At 64.5% G+C, this 22,904-nt stretch carries 22 protein-coding genes and 2 tRNA genes; 4 read left to right on the plus strand and 20 right to left on the minus strand.

Features of this window, described 5'->3' with window-relative positions:
- Positions 1 to 29 precede the first annotated feature (29 nt).
- The 15 genes from BRAD285_RS18115 to BRAD285_RS18185 all read right to left on the minus strand — a co-directional run bounded on the left by BRAD285_RS18115 (position 30) and on the right by BRAD285_RS18185 (position 14,303).
- Positions 30 to 1,538 (minus strand): NADH-quinone oxidoreductase subunit M, encoded by a 1,509-nt coding sequence (locus BRAD285_RS18115; protein ID WP_006610999.1) that lies wholly within the window; start codon positions 1,536 to 1,538, stop codon positions 30 to 32.
- Positions 1,535 to 3,628: an NADH-quinone oxidoreductase subunit L gene (gene nuoL / locus BRAD285_RS18120; protein WP_006611000.1), complete on the minus strand. Its 2,094-nt coding sequence runs from the start codon at positions 3,626 to 3,628 to the stop codon at positions 1,535 to 1,537. The genes BRAD285_RS18115 and nuoL overlap by 4 nt, the downstream gene beginning before the upstream one ends.
- A 64-nt stretch (positions 3,629 to 3,692) precedes the next feature.
- Positions 3,693 to 4,001, minus strand: coding sequence for an NADH-quinone oxidoreductase subunit NuoK (gene nuoK, locus BRAD285_RS18125; RefSeq protein ID WP_006611001.1), 309 nt, complete (start codon positions 3,999 to 4,001; stop codon positions 3,693 to 3,695).
- Positions 3,998 to 4,636, minus strand: coding sequence for an NADH-quinone oxidoreductase subunit J (locus tag BRAD285_RS18130; protein ID WP_006611002.1), 639 nt, complete (start codon positions 4,634 to 4,636; stop codon positions 3,998 to 4,000). Before BRAD285_RS18130 ends, nuoK begins: the two co-directional genes overlap by 4 nt.
- Positions 4,637 to 4,645: 9 nt before the next feature.
- Positions 4,646 to 5,134, minus strand: a complete 489-nt coding sequence (gene nuoI, locus BRAD285_RS18135; protein WP_006611003.1) for an NADH-quinone oxidoreductase subunit NuoI — start codon at positions 5,132 to 5,134, stop codon at positions 4,646 to 4,648.
- A gap of 7 nt (positions 5,135 to 5,141) precedes the next feature.
- Complete coding sequence (nuoH, locus tag BRAD285_RS18140) at positions 5,142 to 6,212, minus strand: NADH-quinone oxidoreductase subunit NuoH (protein ID WP_006611004.1); 1,071 nt, start codon at positions 6,210 to 6,212, stop codon at positions 5,142 to 5,144.
- 10 nt (positions 6,213 to 6,222) lie between these two features.
- Complete coding sequence (gene nuoG, locus BRAD285_RS18145; protein WP_006611005.1) at positions 6,223 to 8,292, minus strand: NADH-quinone oxidoreductase subunit NuoG; 2,070 nt, start codon at positions 8,290 to 8,292, stop codon at positions 6,223 to 6,225.
- Between the two features lie 97 nt (positions 8,293 to 8,389).
- The gene (gene nuoF / locus BRAD285_RS18150; RefSeq protein ID WP_006611006.1) at positions 8,390 to 9,715 is read right to left on the minus strand and encodes an NADH-quinone oxidoreductase subunit NuoF; all 1,326 of its coding nucleotides are present in this window, start codon (positions 9,713 to 9,715) and stop codon (positions 8,390 to 8,392) included.
- Between the two features lie 19 nt (positions 9,716 to 9,734).
- On the minus strand, positions 9,735 to 9,950 hold the full coding sequence (locus BRAD285_RS18155; protein ID WP_006611007.1) for a hypothetical protein: 216 nt from the start codon (positions 9,948 to 9,950) through the stop codon (positions 9,735 to 9,737).
- Positions 9,947 to 10,558, minus strand: a complete 612-nt coding sequence (gene nuoE, locus BRAD285_RS18160) for an NADH-quinone oxidoreductase subunit NuoE (RefSeq protein WP_006611008.1) — start codon at positions 10,556 to 10,558, stop codon at positions 9,947 to 9,949. The genes BRAD285_RS18155 and nuoE overlap by 4 nt, the downstream gene beginning before the upstream one ends.
- Positions 10,559 to 10,572: 14 nt before the next feature.
- Positions 10,573 to 11,532, minus strand: a complete 960-nt coding sequence (locus BRAD285_RS18165) for an FkbM family methyltransferase (protein ID WP_006611009.1) — start codon at positions 11,530 to 11,532, stop codon at positions 10,573 to 10,575.
- A complete protein-coding gene (locus BRAD285_RS18170) occupies positions 11,532 to 12,728 on the minus strand; it encodes an NADH-quinone oxidoreductase subunit D (RefSeq protein ID WP_006611010.1) in 1,197 nt (398 codons plus the stop codon). Before BRAD285_RS18170 ends, BRAD285_RS18165 begins: the two co-directional genes overlap by 1 nt.
- A gap of 14 nt (positions 12,729 to 12,742) precedes the next feature.
- Positions 12,743 to 13,348 (minus strand): NADH-quinone oxidoreductase subunit C, encoded by a 606-nt coding sequence (locus tag BRAD285_RS18175; protein WP_006611011.1) that lies wholly within the window; start codon positions 13,346 to 13,348, stop codon positions 12,743 to 12,745.
- A gap of 11 nt (positions 13,349 to 13,359) precedes the next feature.
- Positions 13,360 to 13,941 carry an NADH-quinone oxidoreductase subunit B family protein gene (locus BRAD285_RS18180; RefSeq protein WP_006611012.1) on the minus strand — a complete coding sequence of 194 codons (582 nt, stop codon included), beginning with the start codon at positions 13,939 to 13,941 and terminating at the stop codon, positions 13,360 to 13,362.
- Entirely contained in the window at positions 13,938 to 14,303 is a 366-nt protein-coding gene (locus tag BRAD285_RS18185; RefSeq protein ID WP_006611013.1) for an NADH-quinone oxidoreductase subunit A, read from the minus strand. The genes BRAD285_RS18180 and BRAD285_RS18185 overlap by 4 nt, the downstream gene beginning before the upstream one ends.
- A 610-nt stretch (positions 14,304 to 14,913) precedes the next feature.
- Here BRAD285_RS18185 and BRAD285_RS18190 point away from each other — a divergent pair.
- Positions 14,914 to 15,114 (plus strand): hypothetical protein, encoded by a 201-nt coding sequence (locus tag BRAD285_RS18190; protein WP_006611014.1) that lies wholly within the window; start codon positions 14,914 to 14,916, stop codon positions 15,112 to 15,114.
- Positions 15,115 to 15,310: 196 nt separating this feature from the next.
- Here the strand turns inward: BRAD285_RS18190 and BRAD285_RS18195 are convergent.
- Positions 15,311 to 15,387 (minus strand) — tRNA-Asp (locus BRAD285_RS18195).
- A gap of 610 nt (positions 15,388 to 15,997) precedes the next feature.
- Here BRAD285_RS18195 and pepT point away from each other — a divergent pair.
- Positions 15,998 to 17,254 (plus strand): peptidase T, encoded by a 1,257-nt coding sequence (gene pepT / locus BRAD285_RS18200; RefSeq protein ID WP_006611016.1) that lies wholly within the window; start codon positions 15,998 to 16,000, stop codon positions 17,252 to 17,254.
- 18 nt (positions 17,255 to 17,272) lie between these two features.
- Here the strand turns inward: pepT and BRAD285_RS18205 are convergent, their stop codons facing one another.
- Positions 17,273 to 18,130: a class I SAM-dependent methyltransferase gene (locus BRAD285_RS18205; protein WP_006611017.1), complete on the minus strand. Its 858-nt coding sequence runs from the start codon at positions 18,128 to 18,130 to the stop codon at positions 17,273 to 17,275.
- 227 nt (positions 18,131 to 18,357) lie between these two features.
- Here BRAD285_RS18205 and BRAD285_RS18210 point away from each other — a divergent pair, with 227 nt between their 5' ends.
- Positions 18,358 to 19,185 carry a metallophosphoesterase gene (locus BRAD285_RS18210; RefSeq protein ID WP_006611018.1) on the plus strand — a complete coding sequence of 276 codons (828 nt, stop codon included), beginning with the start codon at positions 18,358 to 18,360 and terminating at the stop codon, positions 19,183 to 19,185.
- Here the strand turns inward: BRAD285_RS18210 and BRAD285_RS18215 are convergent.
- On the minus strand, positions 19,124 to 19,609 hold the full coding sequence (locus tag BRAD285_RS18215; protein WP_006611019.1) for a Crp/Fnr family transcriptional regulator: 486 nt from the start codon (positions 19,607 to 19,609) through the stop codon (positions 19,124 to 19,126). The two genes, BRAD285_RS18210 and BRAD285_RS18215, sit on opposite strands and share 62 nt — an antisense overlap.
- A 143-nt stretch (positions 19,610 to 19,752) precedes the next feature.
- On the opposite strand from BRAD285_RS18215, the gene BRAD285_RS18220 reads away from it, so the two are divergent.
- Complete coding sequence (locus tag BRAD285_RS18220; protein ID WP_006611020.1) at positions 19,753 to 19,962, plus strand: hypothetical protein; 210 nt, start codon at positions 19,753 to 19,755, stop codon at positions 19,960 to 19,962.
- Positions 19,963 to 19,999: 37 nt separating this feature from the next.
- Here BRAD285_RS18220 and BRAD285_RS18225 read toward each other — a convergent pair.
- Together BRAD285_RS18225 and lon are read right to left on the minus strand one after the other, a co-directional pair.
- Positions 20,000 to 20,076 (minus strand) — tRNA-Val (locus BRAD285_RS18225).
- 176 nt (positions 20,077 to 20,252) lie between these two features.
- Positions 20,253 to 22,676 (minus strand): endopeptidase La, encoded by a 2,424-nt coding sequence (lon, locus tag BRAD285_RS18230; RefSeq protein ID WP_006611021.1) that lies wholly within the window; start codon positions 22,674 to 22,676, stop codon positions 20,253 to 20,255.
- Positions 22,677 to 22,904 lie beyond the last annotated feature (228 nt).

Raw genomic sequence — 22,904 nt, forward strand, 5'->3', positions numbered from 1 at the left:
CGACCCCAGGGGTCTCATCATTAGTCTCATCATTGGAGCAGCGCGGCGGCCTTCACGGCCGTCACGGCGGTATTGTAGTTGGTGACGAGCTGCTGCACCGAGGCCGCCGACAGGTCCAGGATCGGCTTCGGATAGACGCCGAACAGGATGGTCAGCGCGACCAGCGGGAACAGGATCACGCCTTCACGCAGCGTGAGGTCCTTGATGCTCGCGAGCGACGGCTTGGTCAGCGCGCCGAACACCACCTTGCGGTACAGCCACAGTGCGTAGCCGGCCGAGAGGATGACGCCGAAGGTCGCGAAGAACGCGGTCGGGATCGACACCTTGAAGGTGCCGAGCAGGGTCATGAACTCGCCGACGAAGCCGGAGGTGCCGGGCAGACCGACATTGGCCATGGTGAACACCATGAACACCAGCGCGTAGATCGGCATCCGGTTGACGAGGCCGCCATAGGCCGCGATCTCGCGGGTGTGCATGCGGTCGTAGACGACGCCGACGCAGAGGAACAGCGCACCCGACACGATGCCGTGCGAGATCATCTGGAACACGCCGCCGGCAACGCCCTGCATGGTGCCGGCGAAGATGCCCATCGTGACGAAGCCCATATGCGCCACCGACGAGTAGGCAATCAGCTTCTTGATGTCCTCCTGCATCAGCGCGACCAGCGAGGTGTAGATGATCGCGATCGCCGACAGCGTCCAGACCAGCGGCGCGAAGTCGTGCGACGCCAGCGGGAACATCGGCAGCGAGAAGCGCAGGAAGCCGTAGCCGCCCATCTTCAGGAGGATCGCGGCCAGGATGACCGAGCCGGCGGTCGGCGCCTCGACGTGCGCATCCGGCAGCCAGGTGTGAACCGGCCACATCGGCATCTTCACCGCGAAGGAGGCAAAGAAGGCGAGCCATGCCCAGGTCTGCAGGTTGCGCGGCACCGCAGTGTGCATCAGGGTCGGAATGTCGGTGGTGCCGGCGTTCCAGTACAGCGCCATGATGGCGAGCAGCATCAGCACCGAGCCGAGCAGCGTGTAGAGGAAGAACTTGAACGACGCGTAGACCCGGCGCGGACCGCCCCAGACACCGATGATCAGGAACATCGGGATCAGGCCGCCCTCGAAGAACAGGTAGAACAGCACGAGGTCGAGCGCCGAGAAGGTGCCGACCATCAGCGTTTCCAGGATCAGGAACGCCATCATGTATTCGCGCAGGCGGTTCTTGACCGACTTCCAGCTCGCCACGATGCAGAACGGCATCAGGGCAGTGGTGAGGATCACGAACGGCAGCGAGATGCCGTCGACGCCCATGTGATAGCTGATGCCGGCCGCCAGCCAGTTCTTCTTCTCGACGAACTGGAAGTCGGTCTGGCCGGGGTCGAAGCGCAGCACCAGGATCACGGACACCGCGAAGGTGATCAGCGTGGTCCACAGCGCGATCCAGCGCGCATTGCGGTGGGCGGCCTCGTCGTCGCCGCGGACCAGATAGATCAGCAGCGCACCGACGAGCGGCAGGAAGGTGACGACAGAGAGAATTGGCCAGGTGGTCATTGCTGGCCCCCCATGAACATGAACCAGGTGATCAGGCCGGCGACGCCGATCAGCATGGCAAAGGCATAGTGATAGAGATAACCGGTCTGGATCTTGACGACGTTGCGCGTGACGTCGAGCACCCGCGCGGAGACGCCATCCGGACCGAACCCGTCGATGACGAAACCGTCGCCCTTCTTCCAGAGGAAGCGGCCGAGCCACTTCGCCGGACGGACGAAGATCACGTCATACAGTTCGTCGAAGTACCACTTGTTGAGCAGGAAGTTGTAGAGCAGCGGCTGCTGCGCGGCGAGCTCCTCCGGAATGTCCGGACGCTTGATGTAGAAGAAGTAAGAGACCGCGAAGCCACCGACCATCATGATGAAGGGCAGCTGGCCCAGCCAGAACGGCATGTGCTCCATGTCCTCCAGGATGTGCGGGTTCATCTTCAGCGACTCGCCGAAGAAGTGCTCGACACCGTGGGGGTCGACGAACAGGCCCTTGAACGGGAAGCCCGCCAGGATCGAACCGGCCGCGAGCACGCCGATCGGGATCAGCATCCAGATCGGGCTCTCGTGCGCCGCGTCGTAGTGATGCTGGTCGTGCGGCGCGCCGAAGAAGGTCTTGAACACCAGACGCCAGGAGTAGAACGAGGTCAGGCCGGCCGCGACGATCGTGAGGAAGTAGGCATAGGTCGCGAACGGATTGTGCGCGGCATAGGCGGCCTCGATGATCGCGTCCTTGGAGAAGAAGCCGGCGAAGCCCGGGAAGCCGGTTAGCGCCAGGGTGCCGACCGTCATCACCGCGAAGGTGTAGGGGATCTTGCGCCACAGGCCGCCCATGTTGCGGATGTCCTGCTCGTGGTGCATCGCGTAGATCACCGAGCCGGCGCCCAAGAACAGCAACGCCTTGAAAAAGGCATGCGTGAACAGATGGAACATGCCGACCGAGTAGGCTCCTGCTCCCATCGCCACGAACATGTAGCCGAGCTGCGAGCAGGTCGAATAGGCGACGATGCGCTTGATGTCGTTCTGCACGAGGCCGACGGTCGCCGCGAAGAAGGCGGTGGTGGCGCCGAAGAACATCACGACGGCCTGCGCGTTCGGCGCGAGCTCGAACAGCGGCGACAGGCGCGCCACCATGAACACGCCGGCGGTGACCATGGTTGCGGCGTGGATCAGCGCCGACACCGGGGTTGGACCTTCCATCGCATCCGGCAGCCAGGTGTGCAGCAGGAACTGCGCCGACTTGCCCATCGCGCCCATGAACAGCAGCAGACAGGTCAAGGTCAGCGCGTCGGCGTGCCAGCCGAGGAAGTTGATCGTCGTCTTGCCCGCAATGCTCGGCGCAGCGGCGAAGATGGTTTCGAAGTCGGTGGACTTCGTCAGCAGGAAGATCGCGAAGATGCCGAGCGCGAAACCGAAGTCGCCGACGCGGTTGACGACGAAGGCCTTGATGGCGGCAGCATTGGCCGAGGGCTTCTGGAACCAGAAGCCGATCAGCAGGTAGCTCGCCAGACCCACGCCCTCCCAGCCGAAGAACAGCTGCACGAGGTTGTTCGCGGTCACCAGCATCAGCATCGCGAAGGTGAACAGCGAGAGATAGGCGAAGAAGCGCGGACGGTTCGGATCCTCGTCCATGTAGCCGATCGAATAGAGATGCACGAGCGAAGACACGCTCGTCACCACGACCAGCATCACCGCCGTCAGCGTATCGACGCGCAGCGACCAGGACACCTGCAACTCGCCGGAATTGATCCAGGGCAGCAGCTCCTTCACACCAGCTTCGTGGTGCATGAAGCCGACGCTGACCAGGGTCGCCCAGGACAGCGCGGCCGAGACGAACAGCAGCGCTGTGGTGATCGCCTGCGCGGCCCAGGTGCCGGAGGCTGGCGGCTCGGCGACATGGTGATCGTCGTGGCCATGGCCATGGTCGTCGTGAGCGTGGTCGTCATGCGCATGGGCATGCGCGTCGGCGGCGCCATGCGCATGACCGTGATCGTGATGCTCGACCTCCTCGCCGCTCGGATGGCGCCCATGCGCACCGAGCAGCGCGATCAGGCCGGCCAGGATCGCGCCCAGCAGCGGCAGAAAGACAATGGCCTGGATCATTCGCCCGTTCCCTTACGCATGACCTTGCCGGCGAGCCGGCCCCCACTCTTGCGGATCATGCGCCTTAGCCCTTCATCAGATTGACGTCTTCGACCGCGATCGAGCCGCGGTTGCGGAAATACACCACCAGCACCGCAAGACCAATCGCGGCCTCGGCCGCGGCAACCGTCAGCACCAGCAGCGCGAACACCTGGCCGACGATGTCGCCGAGGAAGGTCGAGAACGCCACCAGGTTGATGTTGACGGCGAGCAGGATCAGCTCGACCGACATCAGGATCACGATGATGTTCTTGCGGTTCAGGAAGATGCCGAGGATGCCGAGCGTGAACAGCATCGCGGCGACCGCGAGGTAGTGCCCCAGTCCGATGGTCATTTCACCCACTCCGCGGCATCCGTGTCCTGCAGCCCCTGCCCGACCGCGACCTTGCGAACGGCCATCGCCATCTCCGGCGTGCGGGCGTTCTGGACGTTGATGTCCTGGCGCTTGACGCTCGCCTTGTGGCGCAAGGTCAGCACGATCGCGCCGATCATCGCCACCAGCAGGATCATGCCCGACAGCTGGAAGTAATGGACGTACTTCGTATAGAGCACGAGGCCGAGCGCCTCGGTGTTGGTGACGTTGGTCGGGATCGCCGCCGTGATCGCCTTCGGCGTCGTCGGGTTGATGACCCAGTAGGACACCGTCAGCAGCAGCTCGAACAGGAAGATGCCGCCGATCACGAGGCCGATCGGCATGTACTGCAGGAAGCCCTCGCGGAGCTCGGTGAAGTCCACGTCGAGCATCATGATCACGAACAGGAACAGCACCGCGACCGCGCCGACATAGACGACGATCAGGATCATCGCCAGGAACTCCGCGCCCATCAGCACGAACAGGCCGGAGGCGTTGACGAAGGCGAGGATCAGATAGAGCACCGAGTGAACGGGGTTCTTCGAGACGATCACCATCACGGCCGAGGCCACGCAGACCGCCGCGAACAAATAGAAGAAGAGCGCAGGAAGGATCATCGGACGGCCTCAGCGGTACGGCGCGTCGAGCGCGATGGCTTTGGAGATCTCGCGCTCCCAGCGGTCGCCGTTCGCGAGCAGCTTGGCCTTGTCATAGTACAGCTCCTCGCGGGTCTCGGTCGCGAACTCGAAGTTCGGGCCCTCGACGATGGCGTCCACCGGACAGGCTTCCTGGCACAGGCCGCAATAGATGCACTTCACCATGTCGATGTCGTAGCGCACGGTGCGGCGGGTGCCGTCGTTACGGCGCGGACCGGCCTCGATGGTGATCGCCTGCGCCGGGCAGACGGCCTCGCAGAGCTTGCAGGCGATGCAGCGCTCTTCGCCGTTGGGATAGCGGCGCAACGCATGCTCGCCGCGGAAGCGCGGCGAGATCGGGCCCTTCTCGAACGGGTAGTTCAGGGTCGGCTTGGGCTGGAAGAAGTAGCGCATCGCGAGGAAGAACGCGGAGACGAACTCCTGCAGCAGCAGCGACCGTGCAGTGGCGGAGATGTTCATGACAGCCTCATTTCGGCGCGATGCCGGCGAAGTGCAGAACGCCCGCGACAACGACCACCATGACCAGCGACAGCGGCAGGAACACCTTCCAACCGAGTCGCATCAACTGGTCGTAGCGGTAGCGCGGCACGATCGCTTTCGCCATCGCGATCAGGAAGAACATGAAGAACAGTTTCAGCGAGAACCAGATGACGCCCGGCACCCAGTTAAACGGCGCGACGTCGATCGGCGGCAGCCAGCCGCCCAGGAACAGGATCGTCGCCAGCGCGCACATCGTGGTGATCGCGACATATTCGCCGAGCATGAACAGGAGATACGGCGTCGAGCCGTATTCGACCATGAAGCCGGCGACGAGCTCCGATTCCGCTTCGACCAGGTCGAAGGGCGGGCGGTTGGTCTCGGCCAGCGCCGAGACGTAGAACACCACGAACATCGGGAACAGCGGCCAGACGTACCAGTTCAGGATCGTCAGCTGCGGCAGGCCGATCAGGCTGGCGAGGCCGCGCGCATGCTGCGCCTCGACCACGGCCGACAGGTTCAAGGTGCCGGCGCACAGCAGCACGGTGATGATCACGAAGCCGATCGAGACCTCGTAGGACACCATCTGCGCCGCGGAGCGCAGCGCCGCCAGGAAGGGATACTTCGAGTTCGACGACCAGCCGGCCATGATGATGCCGTAGATCGACAGCGACGAGATCGCGAAGATGAAGAGGATGCCGACATTGATGTCGGCGATCGCCCAGCCGAGATTGGTCGGGATCACCGCCCAGGCCGCCAGCGCGAGCACGCAGGACACCAAGGGCGCCAGCAGGAACACACCCTTGTTTGCGCCGGCCGGAATGATCGGCTCCTTGAGCACGAACTTCAGGAGGTCGGCAAACGACTGGAACAGGCCCCAGGGCCCGACCACGTTCGGACCCCGGCGGATCTGCACGGCTGCCCAGATCTTGCGGTCGGCGAGCAGGATGTAGGCGATCGCGACCAGGAGGACGACGAGGAGCAGCACGCTCTGCGCGATCATGATGATCAGCGGCCAGAGGAAGCCGGTCCAGAACGAGCTTGCGAAGAAATCAGCCATCAGGTCACGCTCACTCCGCTGCCGTCAGCATCTGCCCGGAAGCCAGGCGGGAGCATTCCGCCATGACCGCCGATGCGCGCGCGATCGGATTGGTGAGATAGAAGTCGTCGATGACAGGCTTGAACGGCGCCTTCTCGAGGCTGCCGCCCTTGCCCGCCAGGGTCTTGATGTCGGCGATTGTGCCGGCCTCGATCTGGTCGATGCGGCCGAGATGCGGCACCGCCTTGATGATCTCGGCGCGCAGCGCCGCCAGCGAGTCGTAGCCGAGCTTGCGCCCGAGCACGTCGGAGAGAGCGCGGATGATCGCCCAGTCCTCGCGGGCCTCGCCCGGCGGGAACGATGCACGCGCCGCGATCTGCACCCGGCCCTCGGTGTTGACGTAGAGGCCGGACTTCTCGGTGTAGGCCGCGCCCGGCAGGATGACGTCGGCGCGATGCGCGCCGCGGTCACCATGGGTGCCGATGTAGACGGTGAACACGCCCTCGGGCACCTCGACCTCGTCGGCACCGAGCAGGAACATCACGTCCATGGTGCCGAAGGTGGTCATCTGGGCGCCAGTGAGGCCGGTGCCGTTGAAGCCGATGTCGAGCGCGCCAACGCGGGAGGCGGTGTCGTGCAGCACGGCAAAGCCGTTCCAGTCGTCGCGCACCGCGTTGACGTCCATCGCGATCTTGGCGGCCAGCGCCAGGATCGCGCCGCCGTCATGGCGCGAGGCGGCGCCAGCGCCGACCAGCACGATCGGGTTCTTGGCGTTGCGGAACGCGGTCGCGAAGGAATGCTTGCCGGCGGCGACGTCGCTCAGCGAGTCCGTGCCCGCGCCGATGTGCTCATAGGAGTAAGTGAGATCGGCCTTCGGGCCGACCACGCCGACCTTGAGCTGGCCCGAACGCCAGCGCTTGCGGATGCGGGCGTTGAGCACGGCCGCTTCCTTGCGCGGATTGGCTCCGATGAGCAGGATCGCGTCGGCCTGCTCGATGCCGGCGATGGTCGGATTGAACAGATAGGACGAACGGCCGAGCTTGGCATCGAAGCTGTCACCGCCCTGCACCGCCACATTGGTCGAACCGAGCTTGGCGAGCAGATCCTTCAGCGCGTACATCTCCTCGACGGCCGCGAGATCGCCGGCGATGGCGCCGATGCGCTTGCCGTCGATGCGGGAGAGCTTGGCCGCGATGGCCTTGAACGCCTCCGCCCACGTGGCCGGGCGCAGCTTGCCGTCCTCACGCACATAGGGACGATCCAGTCGCTGCGTGCGCAGGCCGTCGACGACGTGGCGCGTCTTGTCGGAGATCCACTCCTCGTTCACGGAGTCGTTGACGCGCGGCAGGATGCGCATGACCTCGCGACCGCGTGTGTCGACGCGGATCGCCGAGCCCAGGCCGTCCATGACGTCGATCGACTGCGTCTTGCCCAGCTCCCACGGACGGGCGGCGAAGGCATAGGGCTTCGAGGTCAGCGCGCCCACGGGGCAGATGTCGACCAGATTGCCCTGCAGCTCTGAGCTCAACGCCTGCTCGAGATAGGTCGTGATCTCCATGTCCTCGCCGCGGCCCGTCGCGCCCATTTCCGGCACGCCGCACACCTCCGCCGAGAAGCGGACGCAGCGCGTGCACTGGATGCAGCGGGTCATCGAGGTCTTGACCAGCGCGCCGAGATATTTGTCCTCGACGGCGCGCTTGTTCTCGGCGTAGCGGCTGGTGTCGACACCATAGCCCATCGCCTGGTCCTGCAGGTCGCACTCGCCGCCCTGGTCGCAGATCGGGCAGTCCAGCGGATGGTTGATCAGAAGGAATTCCATCACGCCTTCGCGTGCCTTCTTGACCATCGGCGACCGCGTCGAGATCTCCGGCGGCTCGCCCTTCGGGCCCGGCCGGCAGTCGCGCACGCCCCAGGCGCAGCTCGCGACCGGCTTCGGTCCGCCCTTCACCTCGACGAGGCACATCCGGCAGTTGCCGGCGATCGACAGCCGCTCGTGATAGCAGAAGCGCGGAATCTCGGCGCCCGCCGCCTCGCACGCCTGCAACAGCGTGTACTCCGGCGGCACATCGATCTCTTTGCCATCGATGATGATCTTGGTCATTGCCTCACATCTCTCTCAAACCACGGACCACCGCGCCGCGCGCCGTGAGGGCGCAAGCGCGGGGGAAAACCTCGCTGGCGGACAGGACCGCCATCACCTACTCCGCCGCCACCATGTGCGCGGGATCGCGCACGCCGACATCGTCGACATCGGCCTTGTGCGAATACTGGTCGATGCGCGCTTCGATCTCGTGACGGAAATGCGTGATCAGGCCCTGGATCGGCCAGGCCGCGGCGTCGCCCAGCGCGCAGATCGTGTGTCCCTCGATCTGCTTGGTGACCTCCAGCAGCATGTCGATCTCGCGCTTGTGTGCGCGGCCCTCGGCCATGCGGGTCAGCACGCGCCACATCCAGCCGGTGCCCTCGCGGCACGGCGTGCACTGGCCGCAGCTCTCATGCTTGTAGAAATAGGAGATGCGCGCGATCGCCCGGATCAGGTCGGTCGACTTGTCCATCACGATCACGGCCGCGGTGCCCAGGCCCGAGCGCAGCTTCGACAGGCTGTCGAAATCCATCGGCGTGTCGATGATCTGCTCGGCCGGCACCATGCGCACCGACGAACCGCCGGGGATGACGGCCTTCAAATTGTCCCAGCCGCCGCGGATGCCGCCGCAATGCTTCTCGATCAGCTCGCGGAACGGGATGCCCATCGCCTCTTCGACGTTGCAGGGCCGCTCGACGTGACCGGAGATGCAGAACAGTTTCGTGCCGACATTGTTCGGGCGGCCAATGCCGGCGAACCACGACGCGCCGCGGCGCAGGATGGTCGGCGCGACCGCGATCGACTCGACGTTGTTGACCGTGGTCGGGCAGCCATAAAGGCCGACGTTTGCCGGGAATGGCGGCTTCAGCCGCGGCTGGCCCTTCTTGCCCTCGAGGCTCTCGAGCAGCGCGGTCTCCTCGCCGCAGATATAGGCGCCGGCGCCATGCGCGACGTAGATGTCGAACGGCCAACCGTGGATGTTGTCCTTGCCGACCAGCTTCGCGTCATAGGCCTGGTCGATCGCCGCTTGCAGCCGCTCGCGCTCGCGGATGAACTCGCCGCGCACATAGATGTAGCAGGTGTGCGCGTTCATCGCGAAGCTGGCGAGCAGACAGCCCTCGACGAGATGATGCGGATCGTGCCGCATGATCTCGCGATCCTTGCAGGTGCCGGGCTCGGACTCGTCGGCGTTGACGACGAGATAGCTCGGCCGGCCGTCGGTCGATTCCTTCGGCATGAACGACCATTTCAGGCCGGTCGGGAAGCCGGCGCCGCCGCGGCCGCGCAGGCCGGACGCCTTCATCTCGTTGATGATCCAGTCGCGGCCCTTGTCGATCAGCCCCTTGGTGCCGTCCCAGCTTCCTCGACGGCGTGCGCCTTCGAGGCCCCAATCATGCAGGCCGTAGAGGTTGGTGAAGATGCGGTCCTTGTCGTCGAGCATCAGACGGCTTCCTCTGACATCAGCGGTTCGACTGCATGGTGGCGATGAAGGCGGCGCAGCCGCCGAATACCAAGGCCCACAGCAGACTGGACTGAAGCGTCGCGTTCAGCGCGAACCGCTGCAGTACGAAAATGAAAGCGGCGGCTGCAAGCGTATGCAGCGCCACGTAGCGCCAGTTCTTCATCGCGGCGCCCTCTTGGCTCAGGGCCGCAACGCGGATGCGATTGCGGCTCATGTCTTCTCCTTGAGCGTCGTCGGTCCGCCCGCCGGCGCCGAGAACTGGCGGCCGTTCTGCGGACCCGGCGTCGGCAGATTGCCGGTCGCGAAGCCGTCGAGCACCTTGCCGAAGCTTTCCGGCGTCAAGTCCTCATAGGTATCCTTCCAGACCTGCACCATCGGCGCATTCACACAGGCGCCGAGGCACTCGACCTCTTCCCAGCTGAAGTCGCCGTCCTTGGAGAGGTGGAACGGGTCGTGATGGATGCGGTGCTTACAGACCTCGATCAGCTCCTCGGCGCCGCGCAGCCGGCACGGCGTCGTGCCGCAGACCTGGACATGCGCCTTCTTGCCGACCGGCTGCAGCTGGAACATCGTGTAGAAGGTCGCGACCTCGAGCACGCGGATATAGGGCATGCCCAGCATGTCGGCGACGACCCGGATGGCCGCTTCCGACACCCAGCCGGCGTTCTGCTCCTGCGCGCGCCACAGGATCGCGATCACGGCCGAGGCCTGGCGGCCTTCCGGATATTTGGCGATCTGGGCCTTGGCGAAGGCGAGGTTTTCCTCCGTGAACGCAAAGCTCGCGGGCTGGACTTCCTTCGGGGCAAGACGGCGGACGGACATGGCTCTCTAGTCTTTCATTGCATGCGGCGCGCGGCACTTGCATTGAGCGCTGCGACGCGATTCTGCCAGAAGGCACTTGCAGTTCCGAACACGTTATAGCCGACGTGCGTGGACACCTTGATGCGGTCGAGGATCGACAGCTCGGTCACGGTCTCGAAGCGACCGCTCGCGGGGTCGTAGACCAGGAGTTGCATCGGCGTCTCGTCGAGGATGTAGCGCGACACCGTATGATTGCGGTCCTGGCCGTGCTCCTCGCACAGGATCATGCTGTCGGTCGCGAGCAGCCGCGCCCCGCCCTTGATCGCTTCGATCTCGACACCTTCGACGTCGAGCTTGATGAGATACTTGCCGGAGGCCGCGACCTTGCCGTCGTCGATGAGGTCATCGAGCGCCAGCACAGGCACCTGCTCGCCGCCGTCGCTGCCGCCGGCGATGCTGAACGCCTCGTGTTTGGTCCCGGTCAGGACCGCCGTGCCGCGACGTTCGCCGATGGCACACTTCATCACCTCGAAGCGGCCGCCATTGATGTCAGCATTGTTGGCAAGCTTGGCGAAGTTCGCCGCGGACGGCTCGATCGCGATCACCTTGTGCGCGCCATAAGGCGCGCTGGAGACCAGCACCGACCAGTAGCCATAGTTGGCACCGCCATCGATGAAGGTGTAGTCGACGTCGACAGCGCCGAGGAACAGCAGCTCGAGCTCATCCTCGTAAGTGTAGTCGCGGTTGAGCAGCTTGCTCCAATAGCCGTCGCCGTAGGGGAACTCGAACACGGCGTCCGAATTGAGTTTTACCGCGAGATTGCGCTCCGGCAGGGCCAGGCGCAGCAGATTGGCGCAGCGATTGTAGCCGCGATGCGAGAAGTGCGAAGAGATCTTCGAGCCGGTGGACAGCGCCAATGCAGCCGTGCGCTCCCAGAGGTTCGCTCCTTCGAGCGCCCCTGAAGCACGGTCGAACTGGATCGGCGCATGGCCCATCAGCGATCCACCTCTCCGAACACGATGTCGAGCGAGCCGAGGATGGCCGACACGTCGGCGAGCAGATGGCCGCGGCACAGGAAGTCCATCGCCTGCAGATGGGCGAAGCCCGGGGCGCGGATCTTGCACTTGTACGGCTTGTTGGTGCCGTCGGAGACGAGATAGACGCCGAACTCGCCCTTCGGCGCCTCGACGGCGGCATAGATCTCGCCGGCCGGCACGTGGACGCCTTCGGTGTAGAGCTTGAAGTGGTGGATCAGCGCTTCCATCGAGCGCTTCATCTCGCCACGGCGCGGCGGCGCGATCTTGTTGTCGGTGATCAGCACCGGGCCCTGCCCGTCCGGCGCGCGCAGCTTGGCAATGCACTGCTTCATGATGCGCACCGACTGACGCATCTCTTCCATGCGGATCAGATAGCGGTCGTAGCAGTCGCCGTTCTTGCCGATCGGAATATCGAAATCCATCTCGGCGTAGACGTCATAGGGCTGGGACTTGCGCAGGTCCCAGGCCGCGCCCGAGCCGCGCACCATCACGCCCGAGAAGCCCCACTCCCAGGCCTGCTTCAGAGTGACGACGCCGATATCGACGTTGCGCTGCTTGAAGATGCGGTTGCCAGTGAGCAGCTGGTCGAGGTCGTCGACCACCTTGAGGAACGGATCGCAGAACGCGTCGATGTCGTCGATCAGCTTGGTCGGCAGGTCCTGGTGGACGCCGCCGATGCGGAAGTAGTTGGCGTGCATGCGCGAGCCGGAGGCGCGCTCATAGAACACCATCAGCTTCTCGCGCTCCTCGAAGCCCCACAGCGGCGGGGTCAGCGCGCCGACGTCCATTGCCTGCGTGGTGACGTTCAGCAGATGCGACAGCAGCCGGCCGATCTCGGAATAGAGCACGCGGATCAGCTGGCCGCGGCGCGGAACCTCGATGCCGAGCAGACGCTCGGCGGCAAGGCAGAACGCATGCTCCTGGTTCATCGGCGCGACGTAGTCGAGCCGATCGAAATAGGGCATCGCCTGCAGATAGGTCTTGCTCTCGATCAGCTTCTCGGTGCCGCGATGCAGCAGGCCGATATGCGGATCGACGCGCTCCACAACCTCACCATCGAGCTCAAGAACAAGGCGCAACACGCCGTGCGCCGCCGGATGCTGCGGACCAAAATTGATCGTGAAATTGCGAAGTGCGGGGCTCTGCTCGTTCATGCCTGCGCTCCCACTCACTTATTCGCTTTCTCGTCGCCCGGCAGCGGATAGTCCGCGCCTTCCCAGGGCGAGAGAAAATCGAACTTGCGGAATTCCTGGTTGAGCCGGACCGGCTCGTAGATCACCCGCTTCTCCTGGTCGTCGTAGCGCACCTCGACGAAGCCAGTCGTCGGGAAGTCCTTGCGCAGCGGATGGCCATCGAAGCCGTAGTCGGTGAGGATGCGGCGCATATCGGGATGGCCGACGAAGATCACGCCGTAGAGATCGTAGGTCTCGCGCTCGAACCAGTCGGCGCCCGGGAAGACGTCGATCAGCGACGGGATCTGCGTCGTCTCGTCGGCCTCCGCCTTGAGCCGGATGCGCGTGTTCAGGGCCGGCGACAGGAAGTGGTAGACGACCTCGAAGCGCTTGGCGCGCTCGGGGTAGTCGACCGCCGTGATGTCGGTAAAGTTGATGAACCGGCAGGCCGGGTCATCGCGCAGATGCTTCACGACCTCGACGATCCGGGCCGGCTCGACGTTGACCGTGAGCTGGTTGAAAGCGACCGAATGACCGAGCGCCGCGCCCGGGAGCGCGCTCACGATCGTCTGCCCAAGGGCGTCGAGCCTGCCGTCGTCCATGACCAAAACCTTCAGCGTTCGATGGTGCCGGTGCGCCGGATCTTCTTCTGCAGCAGCAGAACTCCGTACAGCAGCGCTTCCGCGGTCGGCGGACAGCCGGGCACATAGATGTCAATGGGAACGATGCGATCGCAGCCGCGGACCACCGAATAGGAATAGTGGTAGTAGCCGCCGCCATTGGCGCAGGAGCCCATCGAGATGACGTAGCGCGGCTCCGGCATCTGGTCGTAGACCTTGCGTAGCGCCGGCGCCATCTTGTTGGTCAAGGTGCCTGCCACGATCATCACGTCGGACTGGCGCGGCGAGGCACGCGGCGCGAAGCCGAAGCGCTCGACGTCGTAGCGCGGCATCGAGACCTGCATCATCTCGACGGCACAGCAGGCCAGGCCGAACGTCATCCACATCAGCGAGCCGGTGCGGGCCCAGGTGATGAGATCGTCAGCGGTGGCAACGAAGAATCCCTTGTCCGACAGCTCGTGCTTGACCTCGAGGAAATACGGGTCGTTGGCACCAACAGGCCTGCCGGTCGCGGGATCGAGAATGCCCTTCGGGGCCGGTGCGATCACCGGACCGGAGGACGGGGTCGGGCTCAATCCCATTCAAGCGCGCCTTTCTTCCATTCGTAGGCAAACCCGACCGTCAGCACGGCCAGGAACACCAGCATCGACCAGAAGCCGGCCGCGCCGAGCTTGCCGAATGCGACTGCCCAGGGGAACAGGAAGGCGACTTCGAGGTCGAAGATGATGAAAAGGATGGCAACCAGGTAGAAGCGGACGTCGAACTTCATGCGCGCGTCATCGAACGCATTGAAGCCGCATTCGTACGCGGAGAGCTTCTCGGGATCGGGCTGCTGGTAGGCGACCACGAACGGCGCGATCAGCAGCACCACGCCGATGATGGCTGCAACACCTATGAAAACGACGAGGGGGAGATAGTTCTGAAGGATGCCGGTCATCGGCGCCACTTTCCTCTGCGGTTTCGGTGCAAACCGCAGACTCGCTGCATTGGAATTGGTCGAAGCCTTAGCGCAGCGCACCAAGCCGCGCAAGACAAGCCATCTCAAGCCCGTCATCCCTCCCCACATTGCGGAAACCCGGACACACAGGTGAGTGCGACCGCCGCAGCATGGGGGCTACGCTCGCATCACGGACCCGGAGCAATACGGTGTTCGACTCGACATCGACCGATTGCTGAGAGGGTCAGCGATCGCGAGCACGCACGACACTGTGCGCAGGCAGAGCTGGTCGGAGACGGGGTGCGGAGCAGCGATCGGATAACCGCGGGTGGGGTGCGGTTGGCTGATGACCCGATACGCTTCCGCTATCGAGTTAGATGGTCGCGGCACCCTGCCGAATCAAGGAGCAGCGTAGCGCAGCCGGCGCCTGGATCACGGCGCCGCTGGCGCTGATCGAGGCGGCCATCGACCGGGCCGCTTACTCCCGATTGCTGCGCCGAGCCCTGCAACCGATGAAACCATTTTGAGGAAACCAAGAAACCGGATCGAAACAAAGCGGCGGTAGATATACGGCCAACAAAGTGGCGCTCTGAGACGCCGGGAGGCTGACATGAACCACTCGATCCATTCCGCAGACCGCTCGACCCATCTCAAGATCGTGGTCGTGGCCCTCATTGCAGGCATCGCCGTGACCGCCTTCGGGATCGCGGCCCGGACCAATGCCGACTACAGCCAGACGGCCTCGCATGCGCCCGTCAAGGCCGGCAAGGCGGTGGTCGTGACCAGTTCCAACGACTCGATGGTGCGCTGAGCGCCGTTCGCGCTGCGCCGGTCAGCTCCAGATCTGTGCTGGGCCGCCCTTGGGGCGGCCTTTTTTGTTGTCCAGCCAGCCGATCAGCGAGTTGCCGCACGCGAAGCGCAGCACGAGGGCATACCGAGAGGTCGACTGAGGCTGGAGCGTTTGGAGAGGGAGCCGGCGGGCGGATCAACGAGGGAGCCATTTGAAATGGCGCGAGAGACGGGGCTCGAACCCGCGACCTCCGGCGTGACAGGCCGGCGCTCTAACCAACTGAGCTACTCCCGCGTGATCGCGAAATCCCGCGGAGGAGTGCGACTTAAAGGGGCGATGTTTCGAAGTCAAGGACAATGAAACCGGATTTGTGAGAAGTCGTTGATGGGCGCCCAAGACGACCCGACACCATCGCTGCTACGCCTGCACGGGGTCGATCAGGACCATTTCCACGCGGCGATGAGCCAGCCGCAGGCCGCAAGACGCCGTATCGTCCGGCTCTCAGCAGCAGATCAGCTGGGACTCGCATCCAACGAGGCTTGAACCGGATCGCCGACCTCCTGCCCCGGTCACTCGACTCACCCTCAGGCTCTGACCGCCCGAACTCCCCTTCACTCGCCTTGCAGCACATCGGGATGAATGGCCGCGAATCGTCACCACCATCGAAGCGGAGGGTCCTCCGAACCGCTGGACACGCGGATCCAAGAGGCGCCCAGTTGAGCCGAAACGCCGGCCCCGCCCCCTGATCCGATCAGAGCGAAGCGCGGATTCCGAATGGCTCCTCCCGCGCCTAGTGTGACATACTAACGGCGGCGCGCAGAACTGGTATGTGGTATACGCAACCTGATATATTAATTATCTTTGCTATTGAAGGTAATATAATCCTCCAGCATTTCTGGTGCTCATGCCTGACCCGTCGCTGAACTTCACCCACTCCGTCCTCGAGCGGTTTCTGCGCTATGTCGTGATCGACACCCAGTCGGACCCGACATCGCCCACCTGCCCCTCGACATTGAAGCAGAAGAATCTCGGCCGTCTGCTCGCCGCCGAGTTGCAGGCGATGGGCCTGGCGGATGCTCACCTGGACGATCACGGCTACGTCTATGCGACGATCCCGGCGACCACCAACAAGACCGTGCCGGTGATCTGCTTCTGCTCGCATATGGACACCTCGCCGGATTGCTCCGGGGCCAATGTGAAGCCGCAGATCGTGCGCAACTATCAGGGCGGCGAGATCGTGCTGCCGGGTGATCCGGCCCAGGTGATCCGCCCGGCCGAGCATCCGGCCCTGAAGGACCAGATCGGCTGCGATATCGTCACCTCCGACGGCACCACCCTGCTCGGCGCCGACAACAAGGCGGGCATCGCCGAGATCATGGATGCCGCGCAATTCCTGCTCAGCAATCCCCAGATCAAGCACGGCACGATCAAGGTCCTGTTCACGCCAGACGAGGAGATCGGCCGCGGCGTCGACCGCGTCGACCTGAAGAAGCTCGGCGCCGACTTCGGCTACACGATGGACGGCGAGACCGCCGGCAACATCGAGGACGAGACGTTTTCGGCGGACGGTGCGACCATCATCGTCAACGGCGTCAGCGCGCATCCCGGCTTTGCCAAGGGCAAGATGGAGCACGCCATCAAGATCGCCTCCGCGATCGTCGATCGACTCCCGAAGGACACCAGTTCGCCGGAGACCACCGAGAGCAAGGAAGGCTTCCTGCATCCCGTCGGCGTGTCCGGCACGCTGGAGCAGGCCCGGCTCGACTTCATCGTGCGCGATTTCAGCGAGCAGGGACTGCGGCAGAAGGAGGCGCTGCTCGAGGACATCGTCAAGGACGTGATGCGGGACTACCCGCGCTCCAGCTACGAGATGCAGGTCAAGGCGCAGTATCGCAACATGAAGGAGGTCATCGACCTCCACCCGGAGATCGTGACCTATGCCGAGGACGCGATCCGTCGCGCCGGGCTGACTCCGGTTCGGACCTCGATTCGCGGCGGCACCGACGGCTCACGGCTGTCCTTCATGGGACTGCCCTGCCCCAACATCTTTGCCGGCGAGCACGCCTTCCACTCCAGGCAGGAATGGGTCAGCGTCCGCGACATGGAGAAGGCGGTGCAGACCATCGTGCATCTGGCGATGATCTGGGAGGAGCGCTCCTGAAGCCGCGCGGCGCGGGCCTCAGGCGCGCGCCGTCACCAGCCAGATCGAGCCCGACAGCGTGACGCTGCCGCCGCTCTCGTATTGGGCGAGCAGCTCGCGGACCGACTGGCGCGCGGCCTCGCGCGTCTCAGCGGGATGGCCCTCCAGCGCGCGGCTGGCGGGGCCGATCTCGAACGCCGATTGCACGGCCGCCTCGAGCCCATGCCCGCGCGCGATGTCGAGCGACAGCGCATGGGCCTCGAGCGCCACATCGCTGAAGCCCGCCTGGCCGAGAATGCGCGTGACGCGCGTCTCGGATGCAAAGGCGAAGGGACCGGGATCCTCCGGCGCCATCTCCGGCAGCTTCGGCACATGGCGATACACCGCCTGCAACGGCGCGATCATCCAGGGATTGGTCTTCGGCTCGCGCCAGCAGGCGAACACGACGCGGCCGCCCGGCTTGAGCGCCCTTCGCAGATTGGCAAACGACGTCACGGGATCGGCGAAGAACATCACGCCGAAGCGCGACACCAGCAGGTCGAAGTTCGCCGGCGGGAACGGATGCACGGTGGCGTCCGCCAGCACGAACTCGACCGGAAGATTGGCCGGCGCCACCTCACGCGCCCGCGCCAGCATCGGCGCGGAGATGTCGACGCCGAGCACCGATCCACCAGGCGCCACCTGCCCGGCCAGCGCGATCGACAGGCCGCCGCAGCCGCAGCCGACGTCGAGAATGCGATCGCCCGGCTTGGCCGCGATGCGCTCGATCAGGATCTGCGACACCGGCGCCAGCAGGACGTCCTGCGCCTCCTGGCGATCCGACCAGCGCTGGCCGCCCGGCCCGTTCCAATAGGCGATCTGGTCGGCATTGCGGTCGTGGCCTGCGGGCAGTTGCATGATGCGCCTTGTCTGATGCCGTCGTCGAGACCGCATCGCGCACGCATGGCTCTCGCCTGTCAAGGCACGAGCGCGCGACCCGACCGCAGCGAAGACCGCCTGCGATACCGTCAATGGCCGGCCGACCGATGCAAGGACTTGGCCTGCTGGCGCTGGCGGCGTCGAGATGCGATAGCGGAGCAGAATCTGGTCCCGCTCTTGCTTCGACCCTGCGCGTCAGGAGCCTCATGCGCTGTCTCGTCGTTGCCGATCTTCACTACACGCTGCCGCAGTTCGACTGGCTGGTCGCGGCGGCCGATCATTTCGATACGGTCATCTTCGCCGGCGATGCGCTCGATCTCGCCTCGATCGTCGACATCCGGGCGCAGATCGTGGTGGTGAAAAAATATCTGGCGCTGCTCGCGGCCAAGACCCGCGTGATGATCTGCTCCGGCAATCACGATCTGGAGGAGCGCAGCGCGGCGGGCGAGAAGATCGCAGCCTGGATCGGGACGGTCCGGGAGCTGGGCATTGCCGCCGATGGCGACGACGTCGCGGTGGGCGACACGCTGGTCTCGGTCTGCCCCTGGTGGGACGGTCCGCTCGTCCAGGCGCAGATCGGACGCCAGCTCGCCGCGGCCGCCGCGCGCCATCCGCCGCACTGGATCTGGGTGCACCACGCGCCGCCGGCGAATTCGCCGGTGAGCTGGGGCGGCAAGCGCTATTTCGGCGACACCGCGCTCGAGGGCTTCATCGCGCGGCACCGGCCGGCGATGGTGATCTCGGGCCATGTCCACCAGTCGCCCTTCATTACGGACGGCTCGTGGTTCGATCGTCTCGGGGAGACCTGGTTGTTCAACACCGGCCGTCAGCCCGGACGGCCACCGACCTACATCGTGATCGACACCGGCGAGCAGCGCGCATTCTGGCTGGCAGCCGGGCAAGCCGAGTGGATCGATCTCGCAAAGCCGCTGCAGCGACCAGCCCAGCCTGTCACGGTGGCGCCCGACTGGCTCAGAGCCTTGGATCGGATTCCAGATCCGTTCCTGGCGCGACCTGCTGCGGCGGCAGGTTGATCATGCTCTGCAGGACGTCGCCGACCATGGCCAGATGCGTGCCGTGCCCGGCATATTGCCGCTTGAGATCGGCAAGATAGGTGTTGGCGACATTGAGCCGCTGCGCCAGCATGCGCGCGATCGCCAGTGTCGCTTCGGGATTTTCAGCGAGGAAGTGCGGCGCATCCAAGATTTCGTAGATCCGGCAATCCGTCAGCGCCCGCACGGTCGCCGTATGCGGCTGCTCCAGCAGCAGCGACATCTCGCCGAACAGCGCACCCGGCTCCGACACGACGGCCACCGTGGCGCCGGCTTTGATGACCTCCAGCCGCCCCTCCAGCAGGATGTAGAGATGCCCGGTGTCGCCGCCCTCTTCCAGGAGGGCAACACCCGCATTGATCGTCCGTTCAGCGCCTCCGGTGCAATGGCGCAGAAAGTCGGTCATGTATTTGCCTCGACCTCGGTCCACGCAGCAGGGTAACGGAAGCACGGCCAATCGCCACACGAATTTGCGCGACTGGCAGTAACCGGTGCGGGCGAGACGTCAGCCTGCGGGAGTCGACAAAGAATGGGGGTTGAAGAGTAGGCATGAAGAACCAATGGGTTGATTTATTCTTTTCGTGGCTGCCGTTTCTGAGCCTGATCGCGATCTGGTTCGCCTTCAGCAAACGAATGAATGTCACGAAGATGTCGACCGACCTGCATCAACACTATGAGCGGCAGATCGCGGAAACCCAGCGCATGAACACGTTGCTGGAGCGGATTGCGGTCAGCTTGGAGAAACGCGCGGCTGGATAGTCGTTGTTCGACGAGCGGGCTATTGGCCTTGCCCGGATGGTAGGCGGCGAGAGATTCGAACTCCCGACCCTCTCGGTGTAAACGAGATGCTCTAACCAGCTGAGCTAGCCGCCCTCACGCGCGCTTCTTTACCCCCTGCCCGACGCGCAATCAACGCCGGAACCGCACGGCACCGCGGGAAAGCCGCGTCGCTGGCGCGACTTTCAGACGCCCCCGGCAGCAGCCAGACCGAGCCCTCAAACGAAAACGGCGCCCTCTCGGGCGCCGTTTCCTTTGGATCAGTTCTGACCTCAGTGGGCGGTCAGGCCGCCGGCGGCTTCGTCGCCATCGGCCTTCACGGGCACCTTGGTGTCCTCTTCCCAGACGATCGGCACCGGCTTGCGGACCAGGGCCCGGGCGACGACGTCGTCGAGACGGGCAACCGGGATGATCTCCATGCCGCCCTTGATCGCATCGGAAATCTCCGTGAGATCCTTGGCGTTGTCCTCGGGGATCAGCACCGTCTTGATGCCGCCGCGAGCGGCCGCCAGCAGCTTCTCCTTCAGACCGCCGATCGGCAGCACGCGACCACGCAGAGTGATCTCGCCGGTCATCGCGACGTCGTGACGAACCGGGATGCCGGTCATCACCGAGATAATGGTCGTCGCCATGGCCACGCCGGCCGAGGGGCCGTCCTTCGGGGTTGCCCCCTCCGGCACGTGGACGTGGATGTCGCGCCGGTCGAACAACGGCGGCTCGATGCCGTAGTTGATCGCCCTGGAGCGGACGAACGAGGCCGCAGCCGAGATCGACTCCTTCATGACGTCGCGCAGATTGCCCGTCACCGTCATCTTGCCCTTGCCGGGCATCATGACGCCTTCGATCGTCAGCAGCTCGCCGCCGACATCCGTCCACGCCAGACCGGTCACGATGCCGACCTGATCGTCGCTCTCGATCTCGCCGAAGCGGTACTTCGGAACACCCAAGAATTCCTCGACGGTCTTCTCGGTGATCTTCACCGACTTCTTCTTGGACATCATGAGCTCCTTCACGGCCTTGCGGGCCAGTGTGGAAATCTCACGCTCCAAATTACGCACGCCCGCTTCGCGGGTGTAGCGCCGGATCACGAGCAGCAGCGCGTCGTCGTCGATCGACCACTCCTTCGAGTCCAAGCCGTGCTTGGAGATCGCGCTGGGGATCAGGTGCTTGCGGGCAATCTCGAGCTTTTCGGTCTCGGTGTAGCCCGCGATGCGGATGATCTCCATGCGGTCCATCAGCGGCCCGGGAATATTGAGCGTATTCGCGGTCGTGATGAACATGACGTTCGACAGGTCGTAATCGACCTCCAGGTAGTGATCGTTGAACGTCGTGTTCTGCTCGGGGTCGAGGACCTCCAGCAGCGCCGACGACGGGTCACCCCGGAAGTCCGAGCCCATCTTGTCGATCTCGTCCAGCAGGAACAGCGGATTCGAAGTCTTGGCCTTGCGCATCGACTGGATGATCTTGCCGGGCATCGAGCCGATATAGGTCCGGCGATGACCGCGGATCTCCGCCTCGTCGCGCACGCCGCCGAGCGACACGCGAACGAACTCGCGGCCCGTGGCCTTCGCGATCGACTTGCCGAGCGAGGTCTTGCCGACGCCGGGAGGTCCGACCAGGCACAGGATCGGGCCGGTCAGCTTGTTGGCGCGCGACTGCACCGCCAGGTACTCGACGATGCGGTCCTTGACCTTCTCCAGACCATAGTGATCCGCATCCAGAACCGCCTGCGCGGCCTCCAGATCCTTCTTCACCTTGGACTTCTTGTTCCACGGAATCGACAGCAGCCAATCCAGGTAGTTGCGCACGACGGTCGCCTCCGCGGACATCGGCGACATCTGGCGCAGCTTCTTCAACTCGTGCTGGGCCTTCTCGCGCGCTTCCTTGGAGAGCTTGGTCTTGTTGATCCGCTCTTCCAGATCGGCGAGCTCGTCGCGGCCGTCCTCGTCACCCAGCTCCTTCTGAATGGCCTTCATCTGCTCATTCAGGTAGTACTCGCGCTGGGTCTTCTCCATCTGGCGCTTGACGCGCGAGCGGATGCGCTTCTCGACCTGCAGCACCGAAATCTCGCTCTCCATCAGGCCCAGCACCTTCTCCAGGCGCGTGGTGACGGACAGCGTCTCCAGGATGCCCTGGCGATCGGCGATCTTGACGGCGAGATGCGAAGCGACGGTGTCGGCTAGCTTGCCGAAATCCGTGATCGACTGAACGACGCCGACGACCTCAGCCGAGATCTTCTTGTTCAGCTTCACATAGCTTTCGAAATCCGACACGACGGAGCGGCCGAGCGCTTCGGCCTCGACCGACTTCGCATCGGTGTCCTCGAGCGCAACGGCGGTGGCTTCGTAGTAGTCGGCGCGATCGGTGTACTTCTCGACGCGCGCGCGCTCCAGGCCTTCGACCAGCACCTTCACGGTGCCGTCGGGCAGCTTCAGGAGTTGCAGCACGCTGGCGAGCGTCCCGGTCTCGTAGATCGCATCCGGAGCTGGATCATCGTCGGACGCGTTCTTCTGCGTCGCCAGCATCACGAGCGCGTCGTTCTTCATGACCTCTTCGAGGGCGCGAATGGATTTCTCGCGGCCGACGAACAGCGGAACGATGTTGTGCGGGAAGACGACGATGTCGCGGAGCGGCAGCACCGGATATGCGTGGCTCTCGCCGTAAACGATGGTCGGCCGGGGTTTGGGGGTCGTCATGGCCTGTTCCTTTTGTTTAGCCCCCTTGCACGCAGTCCGCCATCGTGCGCAACCGCCACAAGGTGCGATCTGATCCTGACGTGGCTGGCGCGTCGATATTGCCCGCTCGTTTCGGATCGTCTGTGAGGCGAATCCCGGGATTGAGATTTGTATCGCCACGCGACATTAGGTGGCTATCGACCCGGGGGGTGTCAAGTATCGGTAAACGCCCGCCAAAAACGGCTTTAC

It is taken from the genome of Bradyrhizobium sp. ORS 285 (genome assembly GCF_900176205.1).
Lineage (GTDB): Bacteria > Pseudomonadota > Alphaproteobacteria > Rhizobiales > Xanthobacteraceae > Bradyrhizobium.